Source organism: Pseudomonas sp. JL27(2026) (genome assembly GCF_056933555.1).
Map to the genome: position 1 here is coordinate 5,432,541 of NZ_CM167794.1, position 25,389 is coordinate 5,457,929.

19 protein-coding genes and 3 pseudogenes are annotated in these 25,389 nt (G+C 60.8%); 5 read left to right on the forward strand and 17 right to left on the reverse strand.

What is annotated here, in order from left to right; genetic code table 11:
• The first annotated feature begins 85 nt into the window (after positions 1–85).
• Complete coding sequence (locus AC1Z1G_RS24855) at positions 86–1,090, forward strand: RHS repeat-associated core domain-containing protein (protein WP_483623007.1); 1,005 nt, start codon at positions 86–88, stop codon at positions 1,088–1,090.
• 41 nt (positions 1,091–1,131) lie between these two features.
• Here the strand turns inward: AC1Z1G_RS24855 and fdhA are convergent, their stop codons facing one another.
• The 8 genes from fdhA to AC1Z1G_RS24895 all read right to left on the reverse strand — a co-directional run bounded on the left by fdhA (position 1,132) and on the right by AC1Z1G_RS24895 (position 11,361).
• On the reverse strand, positions 1,132–2,331 hold the full coding sequence (gene fdhA, locus AC1Z1G_RS24860) for a formaldehyde dehydrogenase, glutathione-independent (RefSeq protein ID WP_483623009.1): 1,200 nt from the start codon (positions 2,329–2,331) through the stop codon (positions 1,132–1,134).
• Between the two features lie 230 nt (positions 2,332–2,561).
• Positions 2,562–3,419: a formyltetrahydrofolate deformylase gene (gene purU, locus AC1Z1G_RS24865; protein WP_483623011.1), complete on the reverse strand. Its 858-nt coding sequence runs from the start codon at positions 3,417–3,419 to the stop codon at positions 2,562–2,564.
• A gap of 241 nt (positions 3,420–3,660) precedes the next feature.
• Positions 3,661–4,293: a sarcosine oxidase subunit gamma gene (locus tag AC1Z1G_RS24870; RefSeq protein ID WP_483623012.1), complete on the reverse strand. Its 633-nt coding sequence runs from the start codon at positions 4,291–4,293 to the stop codon at positions 3,661–3,663.
• Positions 4,294–4,466: 173 nt separating this feature from the next.
• Positions 4,467–7,484 (reverse strand): sarcosine oxidase subunit alpha, encoded by a 3,018-nt coding sequence (locus AC1Z1G_RS24875; protein ID WP_483623014.1) that lies wholly within the window; start codon positions 7,482–7,484, stop codon positions 4,467–4,469.
• Positions 7,481–7,810 carry a sarcosine oxidase subunit delta gene (locus AC1Z1G_RS24880; RefSeq protein ID WP_483623015.1) on the reverse strand — a complete coding sequence of 110 codons (330 nt, stop codon included), beginning with the start codon at positions 7,808–7,810 and terminating at the stop codon, positions 7,481–7,483. Before AC1Z1G_RS24880 ends, AC1Z1G_RS24875 begins: the two co-directional genes overlap by 4 nt.
• Positions 7,811–7,825: 15 nt before the next feature.
• Positions 7,826–9,076, reverse strand: coding sequence for a sarcosine oxidase subunit beta (locus AC1Z1G_RS24885; RefSeq protein WP_071553033.1), 1,251 nt, complete (start codon positions 9,074–9,076; stop codon positions 7,826–7,828).
• Between the two features lie 23 nt (positions 9,077–9,099).
• A complete protein-coding gene (gene glyA / locus AC1Z1G_RS24890; protein WP_483623016.1) occupies positions 9,100–10,353 on the reverse strand; it encodes a serine hydroxymethyltransferase in 1,254 nt (417 codons plus the stop codon).
• 291 nt (positions 10,354–10,644) lie between these two features.
• Positions 10,645–11,361, reverse strand: coding sequence for a TraX family protein (locus AC1Z1G_RS24895; RefSeq protein ID WP_483623017.1), 717 nt, complete (start codon positions 11,359–11,361; stop codon positions 10,645–10,647).
• 101 nt (positions 11,362–11,462) lie between these two features.
• On the opposite strand from AC1Z1G_RS24895, the gene AC1Z1G_RS24900 reads away from it, so the two are divergent.
• Both AC1Z1G_RS24900 and AC1Z1G_RS24905 read left to right on the forward strand, forming a co-directional pair.
• Positions 11,463–12,503 carry a threonine aldolase family protein gene (locus tag AC1Z1G_RS24900; RefSeq protein WP_483623019.1) on the forward strand — a complete coding sequence of 347 codons (1,041 nt, stop codon included), beginning with the start codon at positions 11,463–11,465 and terminating at the stop codon, positions 12,501–12,503.
• A 241-nt stretch (positions 12,504–12,744) separates the two neighbouring features.
• Positions 12,745–13,569: an SDR family oxidoreductase gene (locus AC1Z1G_RS24905; RefSeq protein WP_483623020.1), complete on the forward strand. Its 825-nt coding sequence runs from the start codon at positions 12,745–12,747 to the stop codon at positions 13,567–13,569.
• A 4-nt stretch (positions 13,570–13,573) separates the two neighbouring features.
• On the opposite strand, the pseudogene AC1Z1G_RS24910 reads toward AC1Z1G_RS24905, so the two are convergent.
• Positions 13,574–13,705 (reverse strand): annotated as a pseudogene (locus AC1Z1G_RS24910) (metal ABC transporter ATP-binding protein); the annotation flags it as partial.
• Entirely contained in the window at positions 13,686–14,786 is a 1,101-nt protein-coding gene (gene gbcB / locus AC1Z1G_RS24915; RefSeq protein WP_347902406.1) for a glycine-betaine demethylase subunit GbcB, read from the reverse strand. The gene gbcB and the pseudogene AC1Z1G_RS24910, both read right to left, overlap by 20 nt.
• A 283-nt stretch (positions 14,787–15,069) precedes the next feature.
• On the opposite strand from gbcB, the gene gbcA reads away from it, so the two are divergent.
• A complete protein-coding gene (gene gbcA, locus AC1Z1G_RS24920; protein WP_483623021.1) occupies positions 15,070–16,365 on the forward strand; it encodes a glycine-betaine demethylase subunit GbcA in 1,296 nt (431 codons plus the stop codon).
• A gap of 803 nt (positions 16,366–17,168) precedes the next feature.
• Here gbcA and AC1Z1G_RS24925 read toward each other — a convergent pair.
• Positions 17,169–17,357 (reverse strand): annotated as a pseudogene (locus AC1Z1G_RS24925) (hypothetical protein); the annotation flags it as partial.
• Here AC1Z1G_RS24925 and AC1Z1G_RS24930 point away from each other — a divergent pair.
• Positions 17,356–17,651, forward strand: a pseudogene (locus AC1Z1G_RS24930) (transposase); the annotation flags it as partial. The pseudogenes AC1Z1G_RS24925 and AC1Z1G_RS24930 sit on opposite strands and share 2 nt — an antisense overlap.
• A gap of 2 nt (positions 17,652–17,653) precedes the next feature.
• Here AC1Z1G_RS24930 and AC1Z1G_RS24935 read toward each other — a convergent pair.
• The 6 genes from AC1Z1G_RS24935 to AC1Z1G_RS24960 all read right to left on the reverse strand — a co-directional run bounded on the left by AC1Z1G_RS24935 (position 17,654) and on the right by AC1Z1G_RS24960 (position 25,358).
• On the reverse strand, positions 17,654–18,427 hold the full coding sequence (locus AC1Z1G_RS24935; protein ID WP_483623022.1) for an RHS repeat-associated core domain-containing protein: 774 nt from the start codon (positions 18,425–18,427) through the stop codon (positions 17,654–17,656).
• Between the two features lie 204 nt (positions 18,428–18,631).
• Positions 18,632–19,402, reverse strand: a complete 771-nt coding sequence (gene etfB / locus AC1Z1G_RS24940; protein WP_483623024.1) for an electron transfer flavoprotein subunit beta — start codon at positions 19,400–19,402, stop codon at positions 18,632–18,634.
• A 15-nt stretch (positions 19,403–19,417) separates the two neighbouring features.
• Positions 19,418–20,638: an electron transfer flavoprotein subunit alpha gene (etfA, locus tag AC1Z1G_RS24945; RefSeq protein WP_483623026.1), complete on the reverse strand. Its 1,221-nt coding sequence runs from the start codon at positions 20,636–20,638 to the stop codon at positions 19,418–19,420.
• Positions 20,638–22,587, reverse strand: coding sequence for a dimethylglycine demethylation protein DgcB (gene dgcB, locus AC1Z1G_RS24950; RefSeq protein WP_483623028.1), 1,950 nt, complete (start codon positions 22,585–22,587; stop codon positions 20,638–20,640). The genes etfA and dgcB overlap by 1 nt, the downstream gene beginning before the upstream one ends.
• A gap of 164 nt (positions 22,588–22,751) precedes the next feature.
• Positions 22,752–24,812 carry a dimethylglycine demethylation protein DgcA gene (gene dgcA, locus AC1Z1G_RS24955; protein ID WP_483623030.1) on the reverse strand — a complete coding sequence of 687 codons (2,061 nt, stop codon included), beginning with the start codon at positions 24,810–24,812 and terminating at the stop codon, positions 22,752–22,754.
• Positions 24,813–24,827: 15 nt separating this feature from the next.
• A complete protein-coding gene (locus AC1Z1G_RS24960; RefSeq protein WP_007947752.1) occupies positions 24,828–25,358 on the reverse strand; it encodes a DUF5943 domain-containing protein in 531 nt (176 codons plus the stop codon).
• Positions 25,359–25,389: the final 31 nt, after the last annotated feature.

A 25,389-nucleotide genomic window follows, 5' to 3' on the forward strand; every position in this document is an offset into this window, starting at 1 on the left:
CCTAGCAGTTCTGCTAGTAGGCAACTTCGGCCAATTGCGCGAGAGTGAGAGCCTGAATCGACAGACCTTTCAGGGAGCCCGCCCCATGCCGACAAACCGCGAAACCCTGCTCTGCCGCTACCGCTATGACCCATTGGATCGCCTGACCGCTTGCACGCCATCGGTGCAGACGAGCACCCTGCGCTTCTATCAGAAAGATCGCCTGGCCACCGAGGTTCAAGGCGCGGTGCAACGTTCGATCATGCAGCACGAGGATCAACTGCTCGCACAACAACAGCGTCAAAACGGCACAGCGCAAACCTCCTTGCTCGCCACCGATCAACAACGCTCGGTAGTGAACGTACTCGACATGACGCAGCCTCATCCCCTCGCCTACGCGCCCTACGGCCATCGCGCTCCCGGAGGCGGTTTGCTCAGCCTGCTCGGCTTCAACGGTGAACGGCCAGACCCGGTGACCGGGCATTACTTGTTGGGTAATGGCTATCGGGCGTTTAACCCGGTGTTGATGCGGTTTAACAGCCCGGACAGTTGGAGTCCGTTTGGGAAGGGTGGGTTGAATGCGTATGCGTATTGCTTGGGGGATCCGCTGAATCGGGTGGATCCTACTGGACAGGTGGGGGTTTGGGGACTATTAAAACTGATAGGAAGAAAACTTGGGCTTAGGAAGTCGTCGCGTGTAGTGCCGGACAATACTCCAGTTAAAACCCTAAACGCTCAGCATGTACAAGATACTAATGCCCTGCCTCTGCCAGCCGCCGAAGCACAAGTTACTGCTAATAGTCCGCCTACAGACATAGCCACACATACACAAAACCACGCTTCGTCGACTAACCGTTCATTGAGTACAGCCATTACCAACAATTCTCGGCAGACGCGGTATCCGGACTCAGCTGTTCGAAAAGTAAACATAGCAACTGGAGAGATAACCTTCATAGAGATCAGTGACAGCGCAATGGCAGACATCAGGATGGTAGCCAAAACAAACTTCAACACCCCCCCTGATATAGAATCATCAGTAGTCCGCGGACTTGCAAATCTCCCTTCCGAGCCGGGATATCGATACGTGTTCCCTAATGTATCTCAGCGCTAAAAAAGGGCGACACCACGTCGCCCTTCTCTCACCTTAAACTTTTACGCCGCGCTGAACAGCTTATGCGGATCAATCACAAACTTCTTCGGCACGCCCGCATCGAATTCACCATAACCACGCGGAGCATCGTCCAGGCTGATCACCTCGACCCCGACGATGTCAGCAATGTGAATGCGGTCCCACATGATCGCCTGCATCAGTTGGCGGTTGTACTTCATGACCGGCGTCTGCCCGGTGTGGAAGCTGTGGGATTTGGCCCAGCCCAGACCGAAACGGATGCTCAGGCTGCCCATTTTTGCAGCGGCGTCCACAGCACCCGGATCTTCAGTGACGTACAGGCCCGGAATACCGATTTTGCCCGCCACCCGAACCACGCCCATCAGCGAGTTGAGCACGGTGGCCGGCGCTTCGTGTTTCACACCGGCATGGCCATGACCACGGGCTTCGAAGCCCACCGCATCGACGGCGCAATCGACTTCCGGCTCGCCCAGTAGCGCAGCGATTTGTTCGTGCAGTGGGGTATCTGTCGATAGGTCGGCGATTTCAAACCCCTGGGCCTTGGCGTGAGCCAGGCGGATCGGGTTGACGTCACCGATGATCACCACCGCCGCGCCCAGCAGGCGAGCGGACGCGGCAGCCGCCAGGCCCACCGGGCCAGCACCGGCAATGTACACCGTGCTGCCTGGGCCAACGCCCGCAGTGACCGCGCCGTGATAACCGGTTGGCAGGATGTCGGAGAGGCAGGTCAGGTCGCGGATTTTCTCCATGGCCCGGTCGCGGTCCGGCAGTTTCAGCAGGTTGAAGTCCGCGTACGGCACCATCGCGTATTCGGCCTGGCCACCGGTCCAGTCGCCCATGTCAACGTAACCGTAGGCACCGCCCGGGCGGGCCGGGTTGACGCTCAGGCACACGCCGGTGTGCATTTCTTTGCACGAACGGCAACGGCCGCATGCAACGTTGAACGGCACCGATACCAGGTCGCCGATCTTCAGGTTCTCGACATCGCTGCCCTTCTCGATCACTTCTCCGGTGATCTCATGGCCCAGCACCAGACCGGTCTGGGCCGTGGTGCGACCGCGCACCATGTGCTGATCGGAGCCGCAGATATTGGTGGAGACCACACGCAGGATGACACCGTGTTCGATCTTCCTGCCGCGCGGGTCCTGCATTTTCGGATAGTCGATTTTCTGTACCTCGACCTTACCGTTGCCGAGATACACCACACCACGATTGCCAGACATGCTTTCACCTCGCTGTTGTTTTTATGTAGCGGTCGCGTCGCCCTGGATCGGCGGCGCGTTGATTGCTCGGGTTTATTGCCTGTGTGCTTTTGTGTTGTTTGGGAGGGCCTCTTCGCGAGCAAGCCCGCTCCCACATTGGATCTGGGATGTGTCCGGGATCTGTGTACTGACACAAATCCCCTGTGGGAGCGGGCTAGCTCGCGAATGGGTCGCGAAGCGGCCCCAAAAATCTAAAGAACTACTGTTCTGTTGGCGTTGAGAAACACCCGCCGTTCAATGTGATACCCCACCGCCCGGGCCAGCGTCAGCCCTTCGATGTCCCGCCCCTTGGCGATCAAGTCTTCGGGGTAATGGCTGTGATCCACCGCTTCCACGCCCTGGGCGATGATCGGGCCTTCGTCCAGGTCGTTGTTGATGTAATGCGCCGTGGCGCCGACCAGTTTCACGCCTTTGTTGTAGGCCTGGTGATACGGCTTGGCCCCTTTGAAACCGGGCAGCAACGAGTGATGAATGTTGATCGCCTTGCCATCGAGTTTGCGGCACAGCTCTGGCGACAGCACCTGCATGTAACGGGCGAGGATCACCAGTTCGGCGCCAGAGTCTTCAATCACTTGCCAGACCTGGCGCTCTTGCGAGGGCTTGTCGTTCGGGTCCAGGGGGAAGTGGTAATAGGGAATCCCGTGCCAGTCGGCCAACGGCTTGAGGTCCGGGTGGTTGGACACCACTGCCACCACGTCCATCGACAATTGGCCGATGCGCTGGCGATAGAGCAAGTCGTTGAGGCAGTGATCCGCCTTGGAAACCATGATCACCACTTTGGGCCGGTGGTGCGGCGGCGTCAGCTCGAAGATCATGCCGAAGGCATCGGTCCGCTCGGCCAGCCCTGCGCGGAACGCCTGCTCGTTGAAATCCTCGGGTTGACGGAATTCAACCCGAATGAAGAAGCGGCCCGAGAGCCGGTCATCGAAGGAATGGTGCTCCGTGACGTAGCAGCCCTGCTCGAACAGAAAGCGGGTCACCGCATCGACCGTGCCCAGGACGCTCGGGCAATCGGCGGTCAGGATCCATGTGTCTGGGGCGCGGCTCATCGTGTGGTGACTCCTGTTCGTTGTTTAGGGTGTCAGGGAGATTGCAGCCCCTCACCCTAGCCCTCTCCCGGAGGGCGAGGGGACTGACCGAGTTGTTCTCGGGTATTACTGCGACCTGAAAATCCGCCTCGACTGGAGATAGCAACAGCACCACCGACCAGTCCCCCCTGGGGAAAGGGTTAGGGTGAAGGGTGGTTTTGCAGGTCGAACACAAACCGCAAGACCACCACCGTCGGAGCGCTTAAGCCTGAACGTTAAGCCCGTATTCCGCTGCCGCATCCTGCAACCACAGCCACCAGTAATCAGAGAAGCTGCGGCGGATCAGCAGTTCCCAGGTGTCTTCAGCGGTATGGCGGATCACCAGTTGCGACTTGGCGAACACCGTGCCCACGGCCTTGCCCACCGGGAAGTTGTTGGGGTGCACGTCGTAACTGGTGGACTTCATCAGCACTTCGCGGACTTTCGGGCCGCTCAGCTCAAGAATCTGCTGGCCACCGCTGACGTTGACGATCTGGATGTGCAGGTCGCCCAGGGCTTCACGCAGTTTTTGCTCGGCGGCGAACTCTTCACCGGTGGGCACGATCAGCAGCCACTCGTCCGGCCCCAGCCATTGCAGGCTGGTTTCGCCTTTGACTACGACGGTCAGTGCACCTGGCAACTCAATGCCCAGGGCCTTGTGTACGCCAGCGGCGAACGCGGCATCGTGGCCATCGCCACGAATGGTCAGGTGGCCCAGGAGTTTCTTCTCGCGCACGGTGACACCGGCGTTCTTACGGCCCTTGCCCACCAGGCTGGCGAGGTCTGCATGATGCAGCGACGACTCGGCCTTGGCCCCGGTGGTTGGGCGTTGTTGGTAAACGTTGACTGTGGTCATAGAACACCTGTCTTGAATTCTGTTGTGCGGTTGGTCTCAACCCTTGTGGTGACTGGGCTGCCGTCTTCGCGAGCAAGCCCGCTCCCACATTCGACCGCGTTTCCCTGTGGGAGCGGGCTTGCTCGCGAATGGGCCGACTCGATGTCATTGCCCATCCACAAGATCTAGAGCCACTAGATGCTCTGGCGATCACCCTTCGGATCGAAGAACACCGAAGAAACGATTTCCGCCTCGATCACGCTGCCGTCGGCCAGCGGTGCGAACACCCGCTCGCCGATGCGCTTCAAGCCACCCTTGACCACGCCCATGGCAAACGAATAGCCGAGGGAGTTGTGGGCGTAACTGGACGTCACGTGGCCGACCATGCTCATCGGGATCGCTTGTTTGGTGTTGAACACCAGTTGCGCGCCTTCCGGTAGCCACTTGGTCGGGTCGATTGGCTTCAGGCCGACCAACTGTTTGCGCTGATCACGCACGCAGTCTTCGCGGTTCATACCACGCCAGCCGATCCACGAGAACGGTTTGGTGCGGCCCACACACCAGCCCATGTTCAGGTCGTCCGGGGTCATCGAGCCGTCGGTGTCCTGGCCGACGATGATGAACCCCTTCTCTGCCCGCAGGATGTGCATGGTTTCGGTGCCGTACGGCGTCAGGTTGTACTTCTTGCCGGCCTCGGCGATTTTTTCCAGCACGCCCATCGCATAGTCGGCCTGCACGTTGATTTCGTACGACAGCTCACCGGTAAACGAAATCCGGAACACCCGCGCCGGCACACCACCCACCAGCCCCTCTTTCCAGGTCATGAACGGGAAGCCGTCCTTGTCCAGGTCGATGTCGGTGACTTCACTGAGCAGCTTGCGGCTGTTCGGCCCCGACAGGGTCATGGTTGCCCAGTGGTCGGTGACCGAGGTGAAGTACACCTTCAGGTCTGGCCATTCGGTCTGTTGGTAGATTTCCAGCCACTGCAGCACGCGTGCCGCGCCGCCCGTGGTGGTGGTCATCAGGAAATGGTTGTCGCCGATGCAGGCGGTTACGCCGTCATCGAAGACCATCCCGTCTTCCTTGCACATCAGGCCGTAGCGGGCCTTGCCCACGTCGAGCTTGGTCCAGGCGTTGGAGTAGATGCGGTTGAGGAACTCACGGGCATCGGGCCCTTGAATGTCGATCTTGCCGAGGGTGGAAGCATCCAGCAGGCCGACGCTTTCACGCACGGCCAGGCATTCGCGCTTGACGGCGGCATGCAGGTCTTCGCCGTTTTTCGGGAAGTACCAAGGGCGTTTCCACTGGCCGACGTCTTCGAACTCGGCGCCGCTCTTCACATGCCAGGCGTGCAGCGCGGTGTAACGCACCGGCTCGAAGATATGCCCACAGTGACGGCCGGCTACCGCGCCAAATGTGACCGGCGTGTAGTTCGGGCGGAACATGGTGGTGCCCATCTGCGGGATGGTCACGTTCAGCGAACGGGCGGCAATGGCCAGGCCGTTGACGTTACCGAGTTTGCCCTGATCGGTGCCAAAGCCCAGCGCGGTGTAGCGCTTGACGTGTTCGACCGACTCGAAGCCTTCGCGGGTCGCCAGTTCGATGGCGGCTGCGGTGACGTCGTTCTGCAGGTCGACGAATTGCTTCGGTGCCCGTGCAGTGCTCTTTTCATGCGGCACCTGGAACAGCGCCAGCGTTGGTTCTTCATGACGGCTCAGGGCTTTGGGCAGCACGCCTTCGACCGTTTTGAACCCGGCTTCGGCAGCGGCACGTGCGCCGCCTTCGAAACCGTCGGCCAGCGAGTCGCCGAGGCCGTAGACGCCATTGATACCACCAACGCACACGCGCTTCTGCGGTGCTTCGCCCGGCACAAAACCGAGGATGTCTTCGCGCCAGGTCGGTTTGCCGCCCAGGTGTGAGGCCAGGTGAACCACCGGGCTGTAGCCGCCGGAACTGGCCACTAGGTCGCAGTCCAGCCATTCGCCTGGGCTGGTGACGGTGTGCGCCTTGACGTCGATGGCCGCCACGCGGGCCGCCGTCACGTGTTTGCTGCCACGGGTTTCGATTACCGCGCTGCCGGTCAGGATGCGGATGCCTTTGGCCCGTGCTTCTTCCACCAGCGCACCGCGTGGGTTGCTCCGCGCATCGGCAATGGCCACCACTTGCTGGCTGGCGTCGAGCCAGTCCAGCGCCACGCGGTAGGCATGGTCGTTGTTGGTCGACAGCACCAGTTTTTTACCCGGTGCTACGCCGTAGCGACGCACGTAGGTGGAGACCGCACCGGCCAGCATGTTGCCCGGCACATCGTTGTTGCCGTAGACCAGCGGACGCTCACAGGCGCCGGTCGCCAGGACCACGCGTTTGGCGCGCACCCGGTGGATACGCTGGCGCACCTGGCCAATCGGGGCGCGGTCGCCGAGGTGATCGGTGAGGCGCTCGTGAATAGTCAGGAAGTTGTGGTCGTGGTAACCGTTGACGGTCGCACGCGGCAACAGCAGCACGTCCGGGGTGTCTTTCAGTTCAGCGATGACATTGGCGACCCACTCGGTGGCGGGCTTGCCGTCGAGGCTTTCGCGGGAATCGAGCAGGCTGCCGCCGAACTCTTCCTGCTCATCGGCCAGGATCACCCGGGCGCCGCTGCGCGCAGCCGCCAGTGCCGCCGCCAGGCCAGCCGGGCCAGCGCCGACGATCAGCACGTCGCAGTGGTGGTTCATGTAGTCGTAGGTGTCCGGATCGTTCTCGGTCGGCGAACGGCCTAAACCTGCGGCCTTGCGAATGTACTTCTCGTAGGTCATCCAGAACGATTGCGGGTACATGAAGGTTTTGTAGTAGAAACCCGGCGGCATCAACTTGCCGCCGACCTTGCCGAGAATCCCCATCATGTCGTTGTTCACGCTTGGCCAGCCGTTGGTGCTGGTGGCGACCAACCCCTGATACAGCGCTTGTTGCGTGGCGCGTACGTTGGGAATCTGCGTGGCTTCGGTGGCGCCGATCTGCAGCACCGCGTTCGGTTCTTCGGCGCCGGCCGCAAAAATGCCGCGTGGCCGGGAATACTTGAAGCTGCGACCGATGATGTCGACACCATTGGCCAGCAGTGCAGCGGCCAGGGAGTCGCCTTCAAAGCCTTTGTAGCTCTGGCCATTGAAGGTGAAGCTGAGAACTTTGTTGCGGTCGATCCGTCCACCGTTGGACAGGCGATTGATCTGGCTCATACCTTCGCTCCCAGAGCCTGCGCGGCCACTTTCGGACTGTCTGCCTTGTCGGTGAACTGTGGCTTGGTGCCGATCAGGTAGGTTTCGAGAATTTCATAGGTCACGGTGTCGCGGGTCGCGTTGAAGTACTGGCGGCAACCGGTGGCGTGAATCCACAGTTCGTGGTGCAACCCGCGCGGGTTGTCACGGAAGAACATGTAGTCGCCCCACTCCTCGTCGGTGCAGGCATTCGGGTCCAGCGGGCGCGGGATATGCGCCTGGCCGGAAGCATGGAATTCCTCTTCGGAGCGCAGTTCGCCGCAGTGAGGACAGAAGATATGCAACATAGGAAAGGTCTCCTGTTAGTGGGCGACGGCAGCAGCGCCGTGTTCGTCGATCAACGCACCGTTGTGGAAACGGTCGATGGAGAAAGGTGCCGCCAACGGGTGCATTTCACCCTTGGCCAGGCTTGCGGCAAACACGTTGCCCGAGCCAGGTGTTGCCTTGAAGCCACCGGTGCCCCAACCGCAGTTGAAGAACATGTTCGGCACCGGGGTTTTCGAGATGATCGGGCACGCGTCCGGCGTGGTGTCGACGATGCCGCCCCACTGGCGGTTCATGCGTACGCGGGACAAGACCGGGAACATCTCGACGATGGCCTGAATGGTGTGTTCGATCACCGGGTACGAACCACGCTGGCCGTAGCCGTTGTAGCCGTCGATACCCGCGCCGATCACCAGGTCGCCCTTGTCGGACTGGCTGATGTAACCGTGCACGGCGTTGGACATGATCACGCTGTCGATAATCGGCTTGATCGGCTCGGACACCAGCGCTTGCAGCGGGTGGGATTCGATCGGCAGACGGAACCCGGCCAGTTTGGCCATGTGCCCGGAGTTACCGGCCGTGACCACGCCGACGCGCTTGGCGCCGATGAAGCCCTTGTTGGTCTCGACACCGATGCACACGCCGTTTTCCTTGCGAAAACCAATCACTTCGGTCTGCTGGATCAGGTCCACGCCCAAGGCGTCTGCCGCACGGGCAAAGCCCCACGCCACGGCATCGTGACGGGCCACGCCACCGCGACGCTGGACGGTCGCACCCATCACCGGGTAGCGGGTGTTTTTCGAGCAGTCGAGGTACGGAATCTCGTCGGCCACTTGTTGGGCGGTGAGCAGTTCGCCGTCGACGCCGTTGAGGCGGTTGGCGCTGACCCGACGCTCGGAATCACGGATGTCCTGCAGCGTGTGGCACAGGTTGTAGACGCCGCGCTGGGAGAACATCACGTTGTAGTTCAGGTCCTGGGACAGGCCTTCCCAGAGTTTCATCGCGTGTTCATACAGGTGCGCCGACTCGTCCCAGAGGTAGTTGGAACGCACGATGGTGGTGTTGCGCGCAGTGTTACCGCCGCCCAGCCAGCCTTTTTCGACCACGGCCACGTTGGTGATGCCGTGCTCCTTGGCCAGGTAATAGGCGGTCGCCAGACCATGCCCGCCGCCGCCAACGATGACCACGTCGTAGACTTTCTTCGGAGTCGGCGTGCGCCACATCCGCTGCCAGTTTTCGTGGTGGCTGAGGGAGTGTTTGAAGAGGCCGAAGCCTGAGTAGCGTTGCATAGTCATTTACTCCAAAACCGCGCTCAGCGATAAACCGGAAAGTCCGCGCACAGGGCCGCTACGTGCTTGGCAACGTTGGCCTCGACGTCGGCGTCGCCGAGGTTGTCGAGGATGTCGCAGATCCAGCCGGCCAGTTCAATGCACTGGGTGACCTTGAAGCCTCGCGAGGTGACCGCCGGGGTGCCGATGCGCAGGCCCGAGGTCACGAACGGCGACTGTGGATCGTTCGGCACGGCGTTTTTGTTCACGGTGATGTGGGCGCGACCGAGTGCTGCGTCCGCTTCTTTGCCGGTCAGGCCCTGACGAATCAGGCTCACCAGGAACAAGTGGTTATCGGTACCGCCGGACACTACATCGTAGCCACGTTTGATAAACACGCTGGCCATCGCCTGGGCGTTGTCGATCACCTGTTGCTGATAAACCTTGAAGCCTGGTTCCAACGCTTCCTTGAAGCACACCGCCTTACCGGCGATCACGTGCATCAGCGGGCCGCCCTGGGCACCGGGGAAGACTGCCGCGTTGAGCTTTTTCTCGATTTCTTCGTTAGCCTTGGCGAGGATCAGGCCGCCACGCGGACCGCGCAGGGTCTTGTGGGTGGTGGTGGTCACCACGTCGGCATACGGCAGCGGGTTCGGGTACAGGCCGGCAGCGACCAGACCGGCAACGTGCGCCATGTCGACGAACAGCAGCGCACCCACCTTGTCGGCGATCTGACGGAAACGTGGGAAGTCCAGAGTCTTGGAGTAAGCCGAGAAGCCGGCGACGATCATTTTCGGCTTGCATTCGACGGCCAGACGCTCGACTTCGTCGTAGTCGATCAGGCCGGTTTTGGTGTCGATGCCGTACTGCACGGCGTTGTACAGCTTGCCCGAGGACGACACCTTGGCGCCGTGGGTCAGGTGACCCCCATGGGCCAGGCTCATGCCGAGAATGGTGTCGCCGGCTTGCAGCAGGGCCAGGTAAACGGCGCTGTTGGCCGACGAGCCGGAGTGCGGCTGGACGTTGGCGTAATCGGCACCGAACAGCTGCTTGGCGCGTTCGATGGCCAGCGCCTCGACTTTGTCGACGTGCTCGCAGCCGCCGTAGTAACGCTTGCCCGGATAACCTTCGGCGTATTTGTTGGTCAGGCCGCTGCCTTGCGCTTCCATCACGCGTTTGCTGGTGTAGTTCTCTGACGCGATCAGCTCGATGTGATCTTCCTGGCGTTGCTCCTCGGCATTCATCGCCGCCAGCAGTGCATCGTCGTAACCCTGGATCTGGTCTTGCTTGCTGAACATCGCGTCTCTCCCAGCGGCGGCGGTGCGCCATTCGTCTCGGTGAGGCCTCTGCACTAAGGCAGTGCCCTTTGGATGCGATGGTATGACCGGCTTCGAGTAGTCAAATGCCTATGGACGCCACGCAAAGGTGCGTTTACGACATGGGCCGAAATGGCTGACCAGACACGGTCCTCGAACCAGCAGAGATCCCCCTGTGGGAGCGGGCTTGCTCGCGAATGCGGTGTGTCATCCGACACGGGTGTTGACTGACCTGACACCTTCGCGAGCAAGCCCGCTCCCACAGGGAAAGGGTCAGGCGATGAGCTGGCGTATGGCCAATAACATGAGGAAATGCGCGGGATAGAGCGCATACGCCCAGCGGCGCATCGGTGGTGGCTTGAGCCGGCCGGCGTGTCGTAACAGCAACAGACCCAGTAATGGCGCAATCAGACAGGCGCCAACCCCGAAGACCGCAATGCTGTTGCCCAGCCGGCTCGCGTAATACAGCACCTGCCACTGGTTCGCCGCCAGGCACAGCAGCCCCGGCAACAGGCTGAAATACCAGGGACGCCTGATCACCAGCAGCAGGGCCAACGGCAGCAGCACCCCGAAAAAACCGAACATCAGTCGCGGCGAGAACAGTCCGCCTATCACCAGGGCAACCACGGCCAACAGTCGCGATGCCAGCGTTCGATCCTGCCAGCCACGTGCCACCAATAGGCCCAGCGCCAGGGTGGGCAACACGTTTAAGGTGTCGGGATCAGGAATGTACAGCCGGTAGGGGATTTCGCTCAGCGCACTAAACAGCAACAACCAGCCCAGGTAACGCCACTGACTGCCGGTGGTCGCCGTGCGTGCCCGCGACAGATTGGCCGCCATGGCCAGGCAGAACCAGGGAAAGGCCAGCCTGCCGGGCACATACAGCACCTCCAGCGAAAAACCGACATAACGCAGGTGATCGAGCACCATGCACAGCAGCGCCAGCCACTTGAGCAGATCCAGCGCGCCGTCGCGTGTCGTCATGTGCATAATTGCCCACAGACTTTGTATTTTTCTGACAGACACATCGCGTGTGTTCTCCCGGCAATCTTGGGTACAGTGCGCACCATCATCGACCACGGAAGCAGGCCATGACCGACAAGAGCCAACAATTCGCCAGCGACAACTACTCCGGTATCTGCCCTGAAGCCTGGGCTGCCATGGAACAGGCCAACCATGGCCACCAACGCGCCTATGGCGACGATGAGTGGACCGCACGCGCCTCGGACGATTTTCGCAAACTGTTCGAAACCGACTGCGAAGTGTTCTTCGCCTTCAACGGCACCGCCGCCAACTCCCTGGCCCTGTCGTCGCTGTGCCAGAGTTACCACAGCGTGATCTGCTCGGAAACCGCCCACGTCGAAACCGACGAATGCGGCGCGCCGGAATTCTTCTCCAACGGCTCCAAGCTGCTCACCGCCCGCACCGTAAACGGCAAGCTGACGCCGGAGTCGATCCGCGAGGTCGCCCTCAAGCGCCAGGACATCCACTACCCGAAACCACGCGTCGTGACCCTGACCCAAGCGACGGAAGTCGGCAGCGTCTACACCCCGCAAGAAATCCGCGCCATCAGCGCCACCTGTAAAGAGCTGGGCCTGAACCTGCACATGGACGGCGCGCGTTTTTCCAACGCCTGTGCATTCCTTGGCTGCTCGCCGGCCGACCTGACCTGGAAGGCCGGGGTCGACGTGTTGTGCTTCGGCGGTACGAAAAACGGCATGGCGGTGGGGGAAGCGATTCTGTTCTTCAACCAGAAACTGGCCGAAGACTTCGACTACCGCTGCAAGCAGGCCGGGCAGCTTGCGTCAAAGATGCGCTTTCTGTCGGCGCCGTGGGTCGGCATCCTGGAAAACGACGCCTGGCTCAAATACGCCCGCCACGCCAACCACTGCGCGCAGTTGCTGGCTGAGCTGGTGAGCGACATCCCTGGCGTTGAACTGATGTTCCCGGTGCAAGCCAACGGCGTGTTCCTGCAACTCTCGGAACCGGCCATCGCCGCACTGACTGCCCGCAACTGGCGCTTCTACACCTTCATCGGCGACGGCGGTGCACGCTTCATGTGTTCATGGGACACCGAAGAAGACCGCGTGCGCGAATTGGCGGCGGATATCCGGGAAGTGATGTCCCACTGATATCTATCTGCATCCTCCTGTGGCGAGGGAGCTTGCTCCCGCTGGGGCGCAGCCGTCGTAAAACCAGCCAATGCGGTCTGCCTGACAGACCGCATTTTCAGTAGTTGGGGCCGCTTCGCAGCCCAGCGGGAGCAAGCTCCCTCGCCACAAAAGCTCACTCACCACTCACCACAGCGTCTTGGTCTACATTGACTGACGAGCCGTTCCATTCGCTCAGACAATAATAATCAGGAGCGCACGCATGTCCTTACAAGGCAAAACCCTGTTCATTACCGGCGCCAGCCGTGGGATCGGTCGTGAGATTGCGCTGCGAGCAGCGCGGGACGGGGCCAACATCGTGATTGCGGCCAAGAGCGCCGAACCGCACGCCAAGCTGCCCGGCACCATCTTCAGCGTCGCGAAGGAAGTCGAAGACGCGGGAGGCAAAGCCCTGGCCTTGCAGGTGGATGTGCGCGACGAGGCCGCCGTACATCAGGCGATGGTCAAGGCCAACGAGCATTTTGGCGGCATCGATGCACTGGTCAATAATGCCGGGGCGATCAAGTTGACCGGGGTTGCGCACATCGAACTCAAGCGTTTCGACCTGATGCACCAGATCAACACTCGCGCCGTGCTGCTGTGCAGTCAGGCTGCCCTGCCCTATCTGAAGAAGACCGGCGGGCACATCCTCAACCTTTCCCCGCCGTTGAACCTGGCAAGCAAATGGTTCGCCCAATACAGCCCCTACACCGTGACCAAGTACGGCATGAGCATGCTGACCCTGGGCATGAGCGAGGAATTCAAGGCTTACGGCATCAGTGTCAATTCGTTATGGCCGCAAACCATGATCGCCACCGCTGCCATCGAGTTTCAGCTCGGTTCGCGGGAGTCGTTCAAGCATGCGCGCACGCCAGCGATTATGGCGGATGCGGCGCACATCATTCTTGATAGCACTGGTCGCAGCATCACCGGGCGGTTGCTGATTGATGAGGAAATACTTCGCGAACACGGTGCCACGGAGTTCGAACACTATCGATTTGAACCGGACTCCACCGATAAACTGATGCCCGACCTGTTTGTCGACTGAAATGCGAACCCTGTGGGAGCGGGCTTGCTCGCGAATGCGGTGTGTCATCCAACACAGATGTTGACTGACCTGACGCCTTCGCGAGCAAGCCCGCTCCCACAAGGCATTGGCGCGGCTCAAAACTCGATCCGCACATCCCCCTTCGGCACGCTGCAGCACGACAGGATGAACCCTTCGGCTTCGTCTTCCTCGGTGATCCCGCCGTTGTGGTCCATCTCGACCTCCCCACCCAGTTTCATCACCTTGCAGGTGCCGCAGATGCCCATCCCGCACGCTTTGGGAATCAGCAGCCCAAGCTTGGCCGCAGCGGCGTGGACGGTTTCGCCCGGCGCCACGCGGATGCTCTTGCCGGACGCGGTGAATTCCACCTGATGCAGGTCGGCCACGTCGATCTCCGGGGCATCGGCCGCTTGTTCGGCTTGTTCGACGGCATCGGCACGGGCCTCGGGCGGCGTGGCGCCGAAGGACTCCTCGTGATAACGCGTCATGTCGAAACCGGCGGCTTCGAGCAGGCGTTTGACCGCGTGCATGTACGGCGTCGGGCCGCAGCAGAAGACTTCCCGTTCCAGGAAGTCCGGCGCCATCAGCTCAAGCATTTTGTGGTTCAGGTAGCCGCGATACCCGGCCCAGGGTTCACCCAAGCCGTGTTTTTCGCAGATCAGGTGCAGGCTGAAGTTGTCGATCCGCGAAGCCATATGCTCCAGCTCGCGGTGATAAATGATGTCTTTGGGCGAACGGGCGCTGTGGATAAACACCATGTCGACGTTGCCGTTGGTGTCGTAGAACCAGCGCGCCATGGACATGACCGGGGTGATCCCGACGCCGCCGCTGAGGTAGAGCACTTTCGGCGCGGTGAAATCCATCGCGTTGAACAGCCCGACCGGCCCGTGCACCGCCAGCTCCTGGCCTTCGTGCAGGGTGTCATGCAGCCAGTTGGAAACCTTGCCGCCCGGCACGCGCTTGATGGTCACCGAAAAACTGTAAGGCACCGATGGCGAGCTGGAAATCGTGTACGAGCGCATGATCGGCTGGCCTTCGATCTCCAGTTCCAGGGTGACGAACTGCCCTGGTTTAAAGAAGAACATGATCGGCTGGTCGGCCATGAAGCAGAAGGTGCGCACGTCCCAGGTTTCCTGGATGACTTTGACGCAACGGACGATGTGTCGGCCATTGGCCCAGGTCTGGGTGGTTACCGGGTTCAGGAAGCTGTTGGACATGCTGATCTCCACGGCCGACTGTCGGCCTCATGTTGCCGATTCTGCGTATAGCGCAGAACACCCGTTTACCTATCTGCGACATTCACATGCTTATCGCGACCAGCCCCCAACCACCGGGGGTTGGGCGTCGGGAACAGATTGGGCCATGTCGCCCATGGATAAGGTTCTGGCCGACAGCGGCCCCACACTCGGCTCAACAGACAAACGCTGTTTTTATGCCTTGCGTTGCACTAACCGTAGCCACTTTCGCCGGCCACACAGAATGGCCATGAGGACTGAATCGATGGACGTCACCACTACCCTGAGCCTGGGCGATCCACTGGAACCCGCACGCAAGGCCACCGCCCGGATGCTGCAAGAGCGCGAGCGCACCTTCTCGCTGCCACAGCCGTTCTACTCTGATGAGCGCCTGTTCGATATCGACATGCAGGAGATCTTCCAGAAAGAGTGGCTGATCGCCGGCATGACCTGCGAAATCCCGACCAAGGGCAATTACCTGACCCTGCAGATCGGCAAAAACCCGATCATCGTGATTCGCGGTGCCGAAGGCGTGGTGCATGCGTTCCATAACGTCTGCCGCCATCGGGGCTCACGGCTGTGCACCAGCGAAAAAGGCAAAGTCGCCAAACTGGTCTGCCATTACCACCAGTGGACCTACGAGCTGGACGGTCGCCTGCTGTTCGCCGGCAGCGAGATGGGCGACGACTTCGACATGAAGCAGTACGGCCTCAAACCGGTGAACGTGAAGACGGCCGGCGGCTACATCTTCATCAGCCTGGCGCAAAACCCACCGGCCATCGATGACTTCCTGGCGACACTGAACCATTACATGGAACCGTACGACATGGAGAACACCAAGGTGGCGGTGCAAACCACCCTGGTAGAACAGGCCAACTGGAAACTGGTGCTGGAAAACAACCGCGAGTGCTATCACTGCAACGCCTCGCACCCGGCCCTGCTCAAAACCCTGCTGGAATGGGACGACGTGACCGACCCGCGCGCCGACCAGGCATTCAAGGACCACGTCGCTGCGTCTGCCGCTGCCTGGGAAGCCGAGAAGATTCCTTACGCTCACGCAAGCTTCGGCCTGCGCAACCGCATCGTGCGCATGCCGCTGCTCAAGGGCACCGTGTCGATGACCCTGGACGGCAAGCAAGCCTGCAAAAAGCTCATGGGCCGCATTCAGAACCCAGACCTGGGCTCGATGCGCATCCTGCACCTGCCACACTCGTGGAACCACTGCATGGGCGATCACATCATTGTGTTCACCGTGTGGCCGATCAGCGCACAGGAAACCATGGTCACCACCAAATGGCTGGTGCACAAGGACGCGGTCGAAGGCGTGGATTACGACGTCGACCGCATGCGTGAAGTCTGGGATGCGACCAACAACGAGGACCGTCGCCTGGCCGAAGAGAACCAGCGCGGGATCAACTCCACCGCGTACCAGCCAGGCCCGTACTCCAAGACTTATGAGTTTGGCGTGGTGAACTTCGTGGACTGGTACAGCGAACGCCTGCTGAACAACCTCGGGGCCGAGCCTGCGCCTTACCTCAAGGGCGTGCCGGTTCACGGCTAAGATCCAAAGCTTCGCGAGCAAGCCCGCTCCCACATTGGATCGGAGGTGTTCACAAACTCAGTGAACGAACCGGTCAAGTGTGGGAGCGGGCTTGCTCGCGAAAGCGTCCTACCAGTCACCACATCCCTCCCCTGAATACACTCTCCTGGTCTTTAGAACTGTACGAAATATGATCTATTGCGTTCAGGCCTATGCTGCGCGTGGCTTGCAGCCTTTAGCGAACAAGTTATCCACACCTCCACCCACAGCTAATGGGGACAACTGTGGAAAGGCCGGAAGTTTTCTCAACAGAAACTGAAGAAAAACCGTGACTTATCCAGAAGCAGGGTTTTAGGCAGCAGCTGGATGTTTTTTGATCAACCCCGTGAGAGCCACGTTTCGTATGGCTCGTAGCGGATCGCAAACACCTTATCCACAGAAGCGCCAACAGACTTTGGGGGCAACTCCACAGCACCTGCCCTGCTTTGTGGAAAACTGCGTCCAGGCTGCATATTTCGCGGGTTTGAGTGACAGAACAGGGACAGAACACAGCATTTGGTCAGTTATTAACCAAAATCTTGAAAGCCCCGTTCTGTATGGCTTACAGCAGTTAGCGAACATCTTATCCACAGAAGCGCCAACAGAGATTGGGGGCAAGTATTGGCCAGCGCCAAACCTTATCCACCGTTAAAAGCGTGTAAAAACCGTAGGTTAGACTGGTTGTTTTTTGTACGAAGGCTTGCAGGGCCTGGTTTGTATGGGGTGTAGCGAAGGGCGAACATGTTATCCACAGAAGCGCTAACAGGGATTGTGGGTAACCACGATCAACGCCCGTTGAAACACGACCGACCCGAGGCGATATCCTGATTCAACTCATAATCACTGAATCCCCGCCACCCGAGCAAAAGCGACGGCACGTACCGCCCGAGCAGCATGGATGGCGGGATCGTAAAGTCCGGGTAGTCCCTGTAGGTGATCAACCGGGTATGTCCCGACAGGCTCAACTCGCCCCTGTCGCTTCGCCAGCGCTGCTTTTCGCTGACGTGGCTTCAAGAGTCCATCTATAACAAGCGCGATTTACGGATGACGGTAGAAGGCATGCTCTATCGCATGCGCGTCGGTTGTCCCTGGCGAGACCTGCCCGAGACTTTCGGGTGGTGAACGAGCCAGACCTTGAGTGGGCGTTCATTGATGGCCGTTACGTCAAAGCCCATCAGCACAGCGCCGGGGCTGCCAGTGGTGAAACCAAGGCTATCGGAAAAAGCCGAGCGGGCAATACGACCAAGATCCATCTGGCGGTAGATGCTCCCTAGGAATTCCTGATCCTGGAAGCCGCTACCGACGTCACCATCTCCAACGAAGATGGAGGTATAACGGGCGTTGCCGAATCAGGTAATCCCACTATGTTTTTGACGTTAGCCTTGACTGTTTTCCACAGTACGTTGCTTTGGTAGGCGCTCTTGAGCGCAACAACACCGCGCGTTGCAGCGCCCGCCAACAAGACCGTTGTCCCTGCGGTACTGACGAATTGTCCGCTCTGGAATCCCGCTAACTGCATGGTTACCCCGACAACACTACCAACAGACCCGGCCAGACTGAAACGCGTGGCATGTAATTCAACCCCGGAAACCTTGGGCCCGAAGATCATGGCAGCCTGAACCACGGAGTGCAGTGCTACGGTCAAACCTCGCTGAACGATCGAAAAAATAGCCACCAGGTACTGACCTGTCGGATCCGTGAAGTTGAGAGGGTCCCCGTTGCAATAGGCATACGCATTGATCCCCCCCTTACCAAAAGGACTCAGCCGATCAGGGCTGTGAAAGCGCATCAACACTGGGTTATAGACTCGATAACCATTGCCCAGGTGATAACGGCCGGTAGAACGCTCTTTGAGCTGCCCATTGAAACCAAGGTGGGTTCGGGATTGCTTCAGACCGCTTTGCAAGCCATAGGGGGAATACGCGAAGGGATTCGGGCCACTGCGGTCCAGTTCGGCGAGAACGCTTTGTTGCAGGTCCGTAGCCAGCAATAAGGTCCGGGGAAACAGCTGTTCCGTACGTCGAGCCGGGTGGGCGATGGGCATCAGCAGCGTCCTTGAAGAGTCCTGAGCAACCCGCCGTTTCACGTCTGCTTCGGAGTCTGGACACTGAGCAGCCCTGAAGGCATAAGCGGGTACCAACTGTTCAGTACCCTAACAAACCATCAATAAAACCGACACTAGCAGTTCTAATAGGTTTTCCTGCGATCAGGCCCGGACTCCCACATTTAGATCTGTATTGGTTGTCTGTCAGCGGACGACACCTTCTTCGATCAACAACTTGAGAATCGCTTCGGCGCCCGCTTGCGCGGTCACGCCTTTGAGCACTTGTCCGCCGCCGCCACTGGCTTTGGCCGTCGCTGCTTTCATGCGGTCAGCGCCGCTTTTGGCCTTGATCACTTTCAAGCGCTTGGGTCGTGGTTTGGCCGGTTGCAGCGTGGAGACTATGAGCAAGTCGTCTTCGACCACTTCCACGTCTTCCGCCTGCAACACCCCGCGCCGGGCCGGGCCGAACGCGCTTTGCCGAGGCTTGGGCGCAGCGTTATCCACAGTGGCGAGAAACGGCAGGCGCACTTTCAGGCGTCGACGCTGGCCACGGGGCAAGGCTTGCAGCACCAGGGCCGAACCACCGTCGATGGATTCAACCTGCGCCAGCCCGACCACCAGCGGCCAGCCCAGGCTTTCCGCCAGCAAAAACGGCAACATGCCCGAGCCTTCACCGGTTTCCGCCTGGCTGCCGGTCAGCACCACCTGCGCCCCGGCATCGCGCAAGTACGCGGTCAGCGCTGGCAGCGCATCCGCGCCTTCCGGTTGCTCCAGCACGTGCAGTTGTTCCAGGCCCATGCCCAGGTATGCGCGCAGCGCAGGTTCTGCGACGTCGCCTGCGTGCAGCACTTGCAGGTTATCCCCGGCCAGCTGCAGGCCGAGTTCAACCGCCCGCGCATCCTGCTCGGCGCGCCGGGGCCGACCGGACGTCGGGTGGGCACCGATGGACACCAGGCTGATGACATGAGTACTCATAACCCTTTCCTTCCCTTAAGCCGCATCGCGCTTGGCCTCGTTGCGGTAAGCCGCTACCGCCGCGATCAAGGCTTGAAGAATTTCGGCGCTCTCACCAATCACCGACAAGTCGGCGCGTTTGATCATGTCGCAACCAGGATCGAGGTTGATCGCCACCACTTTGTCGCAGGCACCGATGCCTTGCAGGTGCTGGATCGCCCCGGAAATCCCCACCGCCACGTACACTCGAGCGGTGACCCAGGTGCCGGACGCACCGACCTGACGGTCGCGGGCCATGAAGCCGTCATCCACCGCGACCCGCGAGGCACCTTCGGTTGCGCCCAACGCCTCGGCGGTCCTGTGGAAAAGTCCCCAGTCCTTGACCCCGTTGCCGCCCGAGAAAATGAACTCGGCCTCGGCCATGGGGATCGCCGCCGGGTCCACCGCCACCGCGCCCAAATCTTCGATGCGCGACAGGCTGCGCGCCACGGTTGTGGATAACTCCACCGGCAAGGCTTCGTGACGGGTTTCGCTGACCGGCTCGGCGCACTCCACCGCTGCCAGAATCAACCGTGCGACCGGGCGCGCGAGGTCTTGCAGACCAGCACCGGCGCGGCCGATGCACGCCTGATCCTTGACCTGCCAGACCCGCGTGGCCGGGCGCTCGCCCAGGGCGGCGGCAAAGCGTCGACCCAGCTCACCGCCACCGCTGCGGCTGTCCGGCAGCAGCCAGTGACGAGGGCTGAACTGGTTATCCACAGCTCGCAGCCCCTGCACCCGTTGTTCCGGTGCATAACCTGAGAATTCGTCGCCATCGAGCACCAACAGGCGGTCAACACCCGCAGTGGCGAAGGCATTTTCTTTGTGTTCTCCGAAAACCACTGCCAACACAGCGCCGTCCTTGCCGGCCAACTGATGGGCCAGCCCGAGCAAATCCCGGTCGTGGCTGCTCAAGCGGCCGCCGACCATGTCCGGCACCACACTGATGTAGAACGCAGGTGCAGCCACCTGATGCAGCGGCAATTGCACTTCAACCGCCGCCGTACGTTTGGCCGCCCCACCTTGCTGCGCACCACTGCGGTCAATCCGCTTGATGCCGTTGGGGCCGATGAAACCAATGCCGTGAGGGTTCTTGCGAATGACGCCGTTGGGGCCCATCCAGCTGTGTTGCACCGGTTGCATGGCCGCGTGCAGCGGATGCAATCGGTTGCGGGCGATCCATTCGGCTCGCGGATCGCGGCGGATAATGTCACTCATCAGTGGGCCTCCGCAGGTTCACGTTTGATCGGTGCCGGTGACTTGCTGGGCGCCGCGTCTTCAAGCAACGCATCGGCCACCAGTTCGGCGATGTCTTTGATCAAGGGGCGTGGCTCGACCACACCTTCGAGCATCGCGGTGCACTGTGGGCAACCCACCGCCACCAGTTCGGCACCGGTTTCGCGGATGTCTTCCATGCGCATGTCGGGAATCCGTTGCTTGCCCGGGATGTCGGTGATTGGCGCACCGCCACCACCGCCGCAGCAGCGCGAGCGGAAACCGGAGCGTTGCATTTCCTTGACCTCGATCCCCAGCGCCCGCAGCACTTGGCGCGGCGCCTCGTATTCGCCGTTGTAGCGGCCCAGGTAGCACGGGTCGTGATAGGTCACGCTGCTGCCTTTGTGCTGGCCGAGGTTCAGCGCGCCCGCGACGATGATTTCCGCCATATAGGTGCTGTGGTGCTGCACCAGGTAGTTGCCGTCGAAGGCGCCGTATTCGTTTTTCAGCACGTGGAAGCTGTGCGGGTCGCAGGTGACGATGCGGTTGAAGCTGTATTTGGCCAGGGTCTGGATGTTGCGTTTGGCCAACAGCTGGAAGGTCGCTTCGTCGCCCAGGCGTCGGGCCACGTCGCCACTGTCACGCTCTTCAAGGCCCAGTACCGCAAAGTCGACGTTCGCGGCTTTCAGCACTTTGACGAAAGCGCGCAAGGTACGCTGGTTGCGCATGTCGAACGCCCCGTCGCCGACCCAAAACAGCACGTCGACGGACTTCTTCTCGCTGAGCAGGCTCAGGTTCAAGTCCGCCGCCCAGTTCATCCGCCCGCCCGGCGCGAAACCGCCAGGGTTGTCAGTGGCGATCAGGTTTTCCAGGACTTCGGCGCCTTTGTTCGGCGTCGCGCCTTTTTCCAGGGTCAGGTAACGGCGCATGTCGACGATGGCGTCCACGTGCTCGATCATCATCGGGCATTCTTCAACGCATGCCCGGCACGTGGTGCAGGACCAGAGGGTCTCGGCGTCCACCAGACCGTTGACGATCGGTTGATGCGGGTTACCGGCGTGCTCGCCGATAGCCTTGCCCGGATAGGCACTGCCGGCGAACTTGGCATCAGTACCACCGGCCAGGCCGACGACCATGTCCTGAATCAGTTTTTTCGGGTTCAGCGGCTGGCCGGCGGCGAACGCCGGGCACGCGGCTTCGCATTTACCGCACTGCACACAGGCGTCAAAACCCAGCAGTTGGTTCCAAGTGAAATCCTTGGGTTTTTCCACGCCGAGCGGTGCGTTTGGATCGTTGAGATCCAGCGGTTTCAAACCGGTGGAACGACCACCGCCAAAACGTTCGGCGCGGCGGTGCCAGGCCAGGTGCAAGGCGCCGGCGAAGGCGTGCTTCATCGGCCCGCCCCAAGTCATGCCGAAGAACAGCTCCGAGACGCCCCACAGCACACCGATACCGAGGATCACCGCCACCACCCAACCGCCGAAGTTCTCCGGGAGGATGCCTGCCACCGGCAGGGTCACCAGGAAGAACGACGCAGAGAACGCCAGCAAGCTTTTCGGCAGGCGCATCCACGGGCCTTTGGACAAACGGGCCGGTGGGTTGCGCCGGCGCAGGTACACAAAGATCGCACCGACGAACATCACCGCAGTCATCAACAACAGTGCATAACCGAGGAAGCGGTTATGCAAGCCAAACCCGTGAACCAGGATCGCCAGCACGACGGATGCCACCGCGCCACCGGCCGTAGCGACGTGGGTATTGGCGATGTATTTGTCCCGCGCGACGACGTGGTGCAGGTCGACCATGTAGCGCTTGGGCATGGCCAGCAGGCCGCCGATCAGGTCGACTTTGGAGGCCCGGCCCCGGCGCCACATAGCCACCCGCCGCAGTGCGCCCAGGACAGCCAGGCCCAGGGCAGCAAACAGCAGGATGGGAAGAAGGGTGTTCAACATAGGTGTTGCTCCCAAAGACCTCGGGGTCTTGCAGGTCGAGATGCCTTACTCGGTTCCTGTGGGAGCGGGCTTGCTCGCGAAGGCGGACTGACATTCAATATTGATGTCGACTGATCCACCGCTTTCGCGAGCAAGCCCGCTCCCACAGGGTTATGTGCAAGCCGTTAGAAGTCTTTGCACAACCGCAACGCGTCATAGATCGCCGCGTGGGTGTTGCGCTGGGCCACGCAGTCGCCGATGCGGAACAGCAGATAGCCATCACCGGCTTCGCTCAGACAAGGCTGCGGCTTGATCGCGAACAAGGCTTCGATGTCCATCTGGCCTTTGTTGCGCGAGCCCTCCTTCAGCGCGTAGTAGATTTCTTCGTCCGGCCGCACGCCGTTTTCCACTACCACCTGGTCCACCACCCGCTCCTCTTTGGCGCCGGTGTATTCGTTTTCCAGCACGGCAATCAGCTTGTCGCCTTCGCGATAGACCTTCTCCAGCATCATGTCCCCGGTCATGATCACTTCTTTGGGGTACATGCTGCGGTAGTAAGTCGGGAACGACGTACCGCCGATGGCCACACCCGGCTTGATGTCGTCGGTGACGATCTCGACCTGGCTGCCCTTGTCGGCTAGGAAGTCTGCAGCCGACATGCCGGTGAATTCGCAAATGGTGTCGTAGACCAGCACGTTCTTGCCCGGCGCCACTTTGCCGTCGAGGATGTCCCAGCTGCTGACCACCAGGCCTTCAGCCGCGCCCCAGTGTTCGTTCTGCTCCAGGAATGGATGACCGCCGACGGCGAGCACCACCACGTCCGGACGCAGGTCGAGAATGGTCGCCGCATCCGCCGCTACGCCCAGGCGCAGGTCGACTTTCAACCGTGCCAGCTCAAGCTGGAACCAGCGAGTGATGCCGGCAATCTGGTCCCGTTGCGGGGCTTTCGAGGCGGTGGTGATCTGCCCGCCGATGAATTCTTTCTTCTCAAACAGGGTCACGTCGTGGCCCCGTTCGGCCGCCACGCGTGCAGCTTCCATCCCGGCAGGGCCGGCACCGACCACCACGACCTTGCGCTTCACACCGGTCGATTTCTCGATGATGTGCGGCACGCCCATGTATTCACGGGAGGTCGCGGCGTTCTGGATGCACAGCACGTCCAGGCCTTGGTACTGGCGGTCGATGCAATAGTTGGCACCGACGCATTGTTTGATCTGGTCGACCTGGCCCATTTTGATCTTGGCGATCAGGTGCGGGTCGGCGATGTGGGCGCGGGTCATACCGACCATGTCCACGTAGCCGCCCTCCAGAATGCGGGTTGCCTGGTTCGGGTCCTTGATGTTCTGCGCGTGCAGCACCGGGGCCTTGACCACTTCCTTGATACCGGCCGCCAGGTGCAGGAACGGCTCCGGTGGATAACTCATGTTGGGGATCACGTTGGCCAGGGTGTTGTGGGTGTCGCAACCCGAGCCTACGACGCCGATGAAGTCGATCATGCCGGTATCGTCGTAATACTTGGCGATCTGCTTCATGTCCTCGTGGGACAAGCCGTCCGGGTGGAACTCGTCACCGCACAGGCGGATGCCGACGCAGAAATCCGGGCCGACTTCCTTGCGTACTGCCTTCAGTACTTCCAGGCCGAAACGCATGCGGTTCTCGAAGCTGCCGCCCCATTCGTCGGTACGTTTGTTGACGCGTGGGCTCCAGAACTGGTCGATCATGTGCTGGTGCACCGCCGACAGTTCAACACCGTCCAGGCCACCGGCCTTGGCACGGCCAGCCGCGGTGGCGTAGTTGCCGATCACCCGCCAGATTTCTTCCGGCTCGATGGTTTTGCAGGTCGCGCGGTGCACCGGCTCACGGATGCCCGACGGCGACAGCAGGGTCGGCCAATGCTCGCCGTCCCAGCGCGAGCGGCGGCCCATGTGGGTAATCTGGATCATGATCTTGGCGCCATGCTTGTGCATGGCGTCGGCCAGGTTCTGGAAGTGCGGGATGATCCGGTCGTCGGCCAGGTTGACCGACTTCCACCAGCCCTGCGGGCTGTCGATGGCCACGCTGGAGGAACCGCCGCAAATCGCCAGGCCGATCCCGCCCTTGGCTTTCTCTTCGTAATACTTCACGTACCGGTCGGTGGTCATCCCACCATCGGTGGCGTAAACCTCCGCGTGCGCGGTGCTGAGCACGCGGTTGCGGATCGTCAGTTTGCCGATCTGGATCGGCTGGAACATTGCTTCGAAAGCCATGGCGGGGTCCTCGACTTACAACGGCTTGACGGTGAACAAACCGTCGTCGTGGCCTTCTTCGGAGCCACCGTAAACCTGTTCGGCGACGGTGCGGATCTTGCTGCCGCGCGCTTGCAGGATCTGGTCCATGGCACCGGCAAACCAGCCGGTGAACATGTAGTCGACCTTGCGCCCGACCTTGCCGTACACGTAGACGAACGCCGAGTGTTCGAGCTTGACGCTGGCAGTGCCTTTGTCGAGGTCGATGTCCTGGATCTTGAACAGGCCCCAGCCGCGTTGAGACAGGCGCTTCATGTAGTGTTCGAACACCGCGACGCCTTCCAGGCCATGGCATTCAGCTTCTTTTTCGCACCAGTGCCAGGCGGATTTGTAGCCAGCCTTGTAGAGAATCTCCGCGTAAGCCTCAGCGCCCAGGACTTCTTCGATGCCCATGTGGTTGTTGACGAAGAAGTGGCGCGGCACATACAGCATCGGCAGGGCGTCAGAGGTCCAGACACCGGTTTCGCTGTCGACTTCAATAGGCAATTGCGGGGCGATTTTGGCCATGGAAACTTAACTCCAGAAAATATTCGGTTCG

Bases quoted from the DNA above. Each gene is read 5' to 3' on its own strand.
- AC1Z1G_RS24855 (WP_483623007.1), top strand. From the start codon at position 86: ATGCCGACAAACCGCGAAACCCTGCTCTGCCGCTACCGCTATGACCCA.
- fdhA (WP_483623009.1), bottom strand. From the start codon at position 2,331: ATGTCTGGCAATCGTGGTGTGGTGTATCTCGGCAACGGTAAGGTCGAG.
- purU (WP_483623011.1), bottom strand. From the start codon at position 3,419: ATGAGCCGCGCCCCAGACACATGGATCCTGACCGCCGATTGCCCGAGC.
- AC1Z1G_RS24870 (WP_483623012.1), bottom strand. From the start codon at position 4,293: ATGACCACAGTCAACGTTTACCAACAACGCCCAACCACCGGGGCCAAG.
- AC1Z1G_RS24875 (WP_483623014.1), bottom strand. From the start codon at position 7,484: ATGAGCCAGATCAATCGCCTGTCCAACGGTGGACGGATCGACCGCAAC.
- AC1Z1G_RS24880 (WP_483623015.1), bottom strand. From the start codon at position 7,810: ATGTTGCATATCTTCTGTCCTCACTGCGGCGAACTGCGCTCCGAAGAG.
- AC1Z1G_RS24885 (WP_071553033.1), bottom strand. From the start codon at position 9,076: ATGCAACGCTACTCAGGCTTCGGCCTCTTCAAACACTCCCTCAGCCAC.
- glyA (WP_483623016.1), bottom strand. From the start codon at position 10,353: ATGTTCAGCAAGCAAGACCAGATCCAGGGTTACGACGATGCACTGCTG.
- AC1Z1G_RS24895 (WP_483623017.1), bottom strand. From the start codon at position 11,361: ATGCACATGACGACACGCGACGGCGCGCTGGATCTGCTCAAGTGGCTG.
- AC1Z1G_RS24900 (WP_483623019.1), top strand. From the start codon at position 11,463: ATGACCGACAAGAGCCAACAATTCGCCAGCGACAACTACTCCGGTATC.
- AC1Z1G_RS24905 (WP_483623020.1), top strand. From the start codon at position 12,745: ATGTCCTTACAAGGCAAAACCCTGTTCATTACCGGCGCCAGCCGTGGG.
- gbcB (WP_347902406.1), bottom strand. From the start codon at position 14,786: ATGTCCAACAGCTTCCTGAACCCGGTAACCACCCAGACCTGGGCCAAT.
- gbcA (WP_483623021.1), top strand. From the start codon at position 15,070: ATGGACGTCACCACTACCCTGAGCCTGGGCGATCCACTGGAACCCGCA.
- AC1Z1G_RS24935 (WP_483623022.1), bottom strand. From the start codon at position 18,427: ATGCCCATCGCCCACCCGGCTCGACGTACGGAACAGCTGTTTCCCCGG.
- etfB (WP_483623024.1), bottom strand. From the start codon at position 19,402: ATGAGTACTCATGTCATCAGCCTGGTGTCCATCGGTGCCCACCCGACG.
- etfA (WP_483623026.1), bottom strand. From the start codon at position 20,638: ATGAGTGACATTATCCGCCGCGATCCGCGAGCCGAATGGATCGCCCGC.
- dgcB (WP_483623028.1), bottom strand. From the start codon at position 22,587: ATGTTGAACACCCTTCTTCCCATCCTGCTGTTTGCTGCCCTGGGCCTG.
- dgcA (WP_483623030.1), bottom strand. From the start codon at position 24,812: ATGGCTTTCGAAGCAATGTTCCAGCCGATCCAGATCGGCAAACTGACG.
- AC1Z1G_RS24960 (WP_007947752.1), bottom strand. From the start codon at position 25,358: ATGGCCAAAATCGCCCCGCAATTGCCTATTGAAGTCGACAGCGAAACC.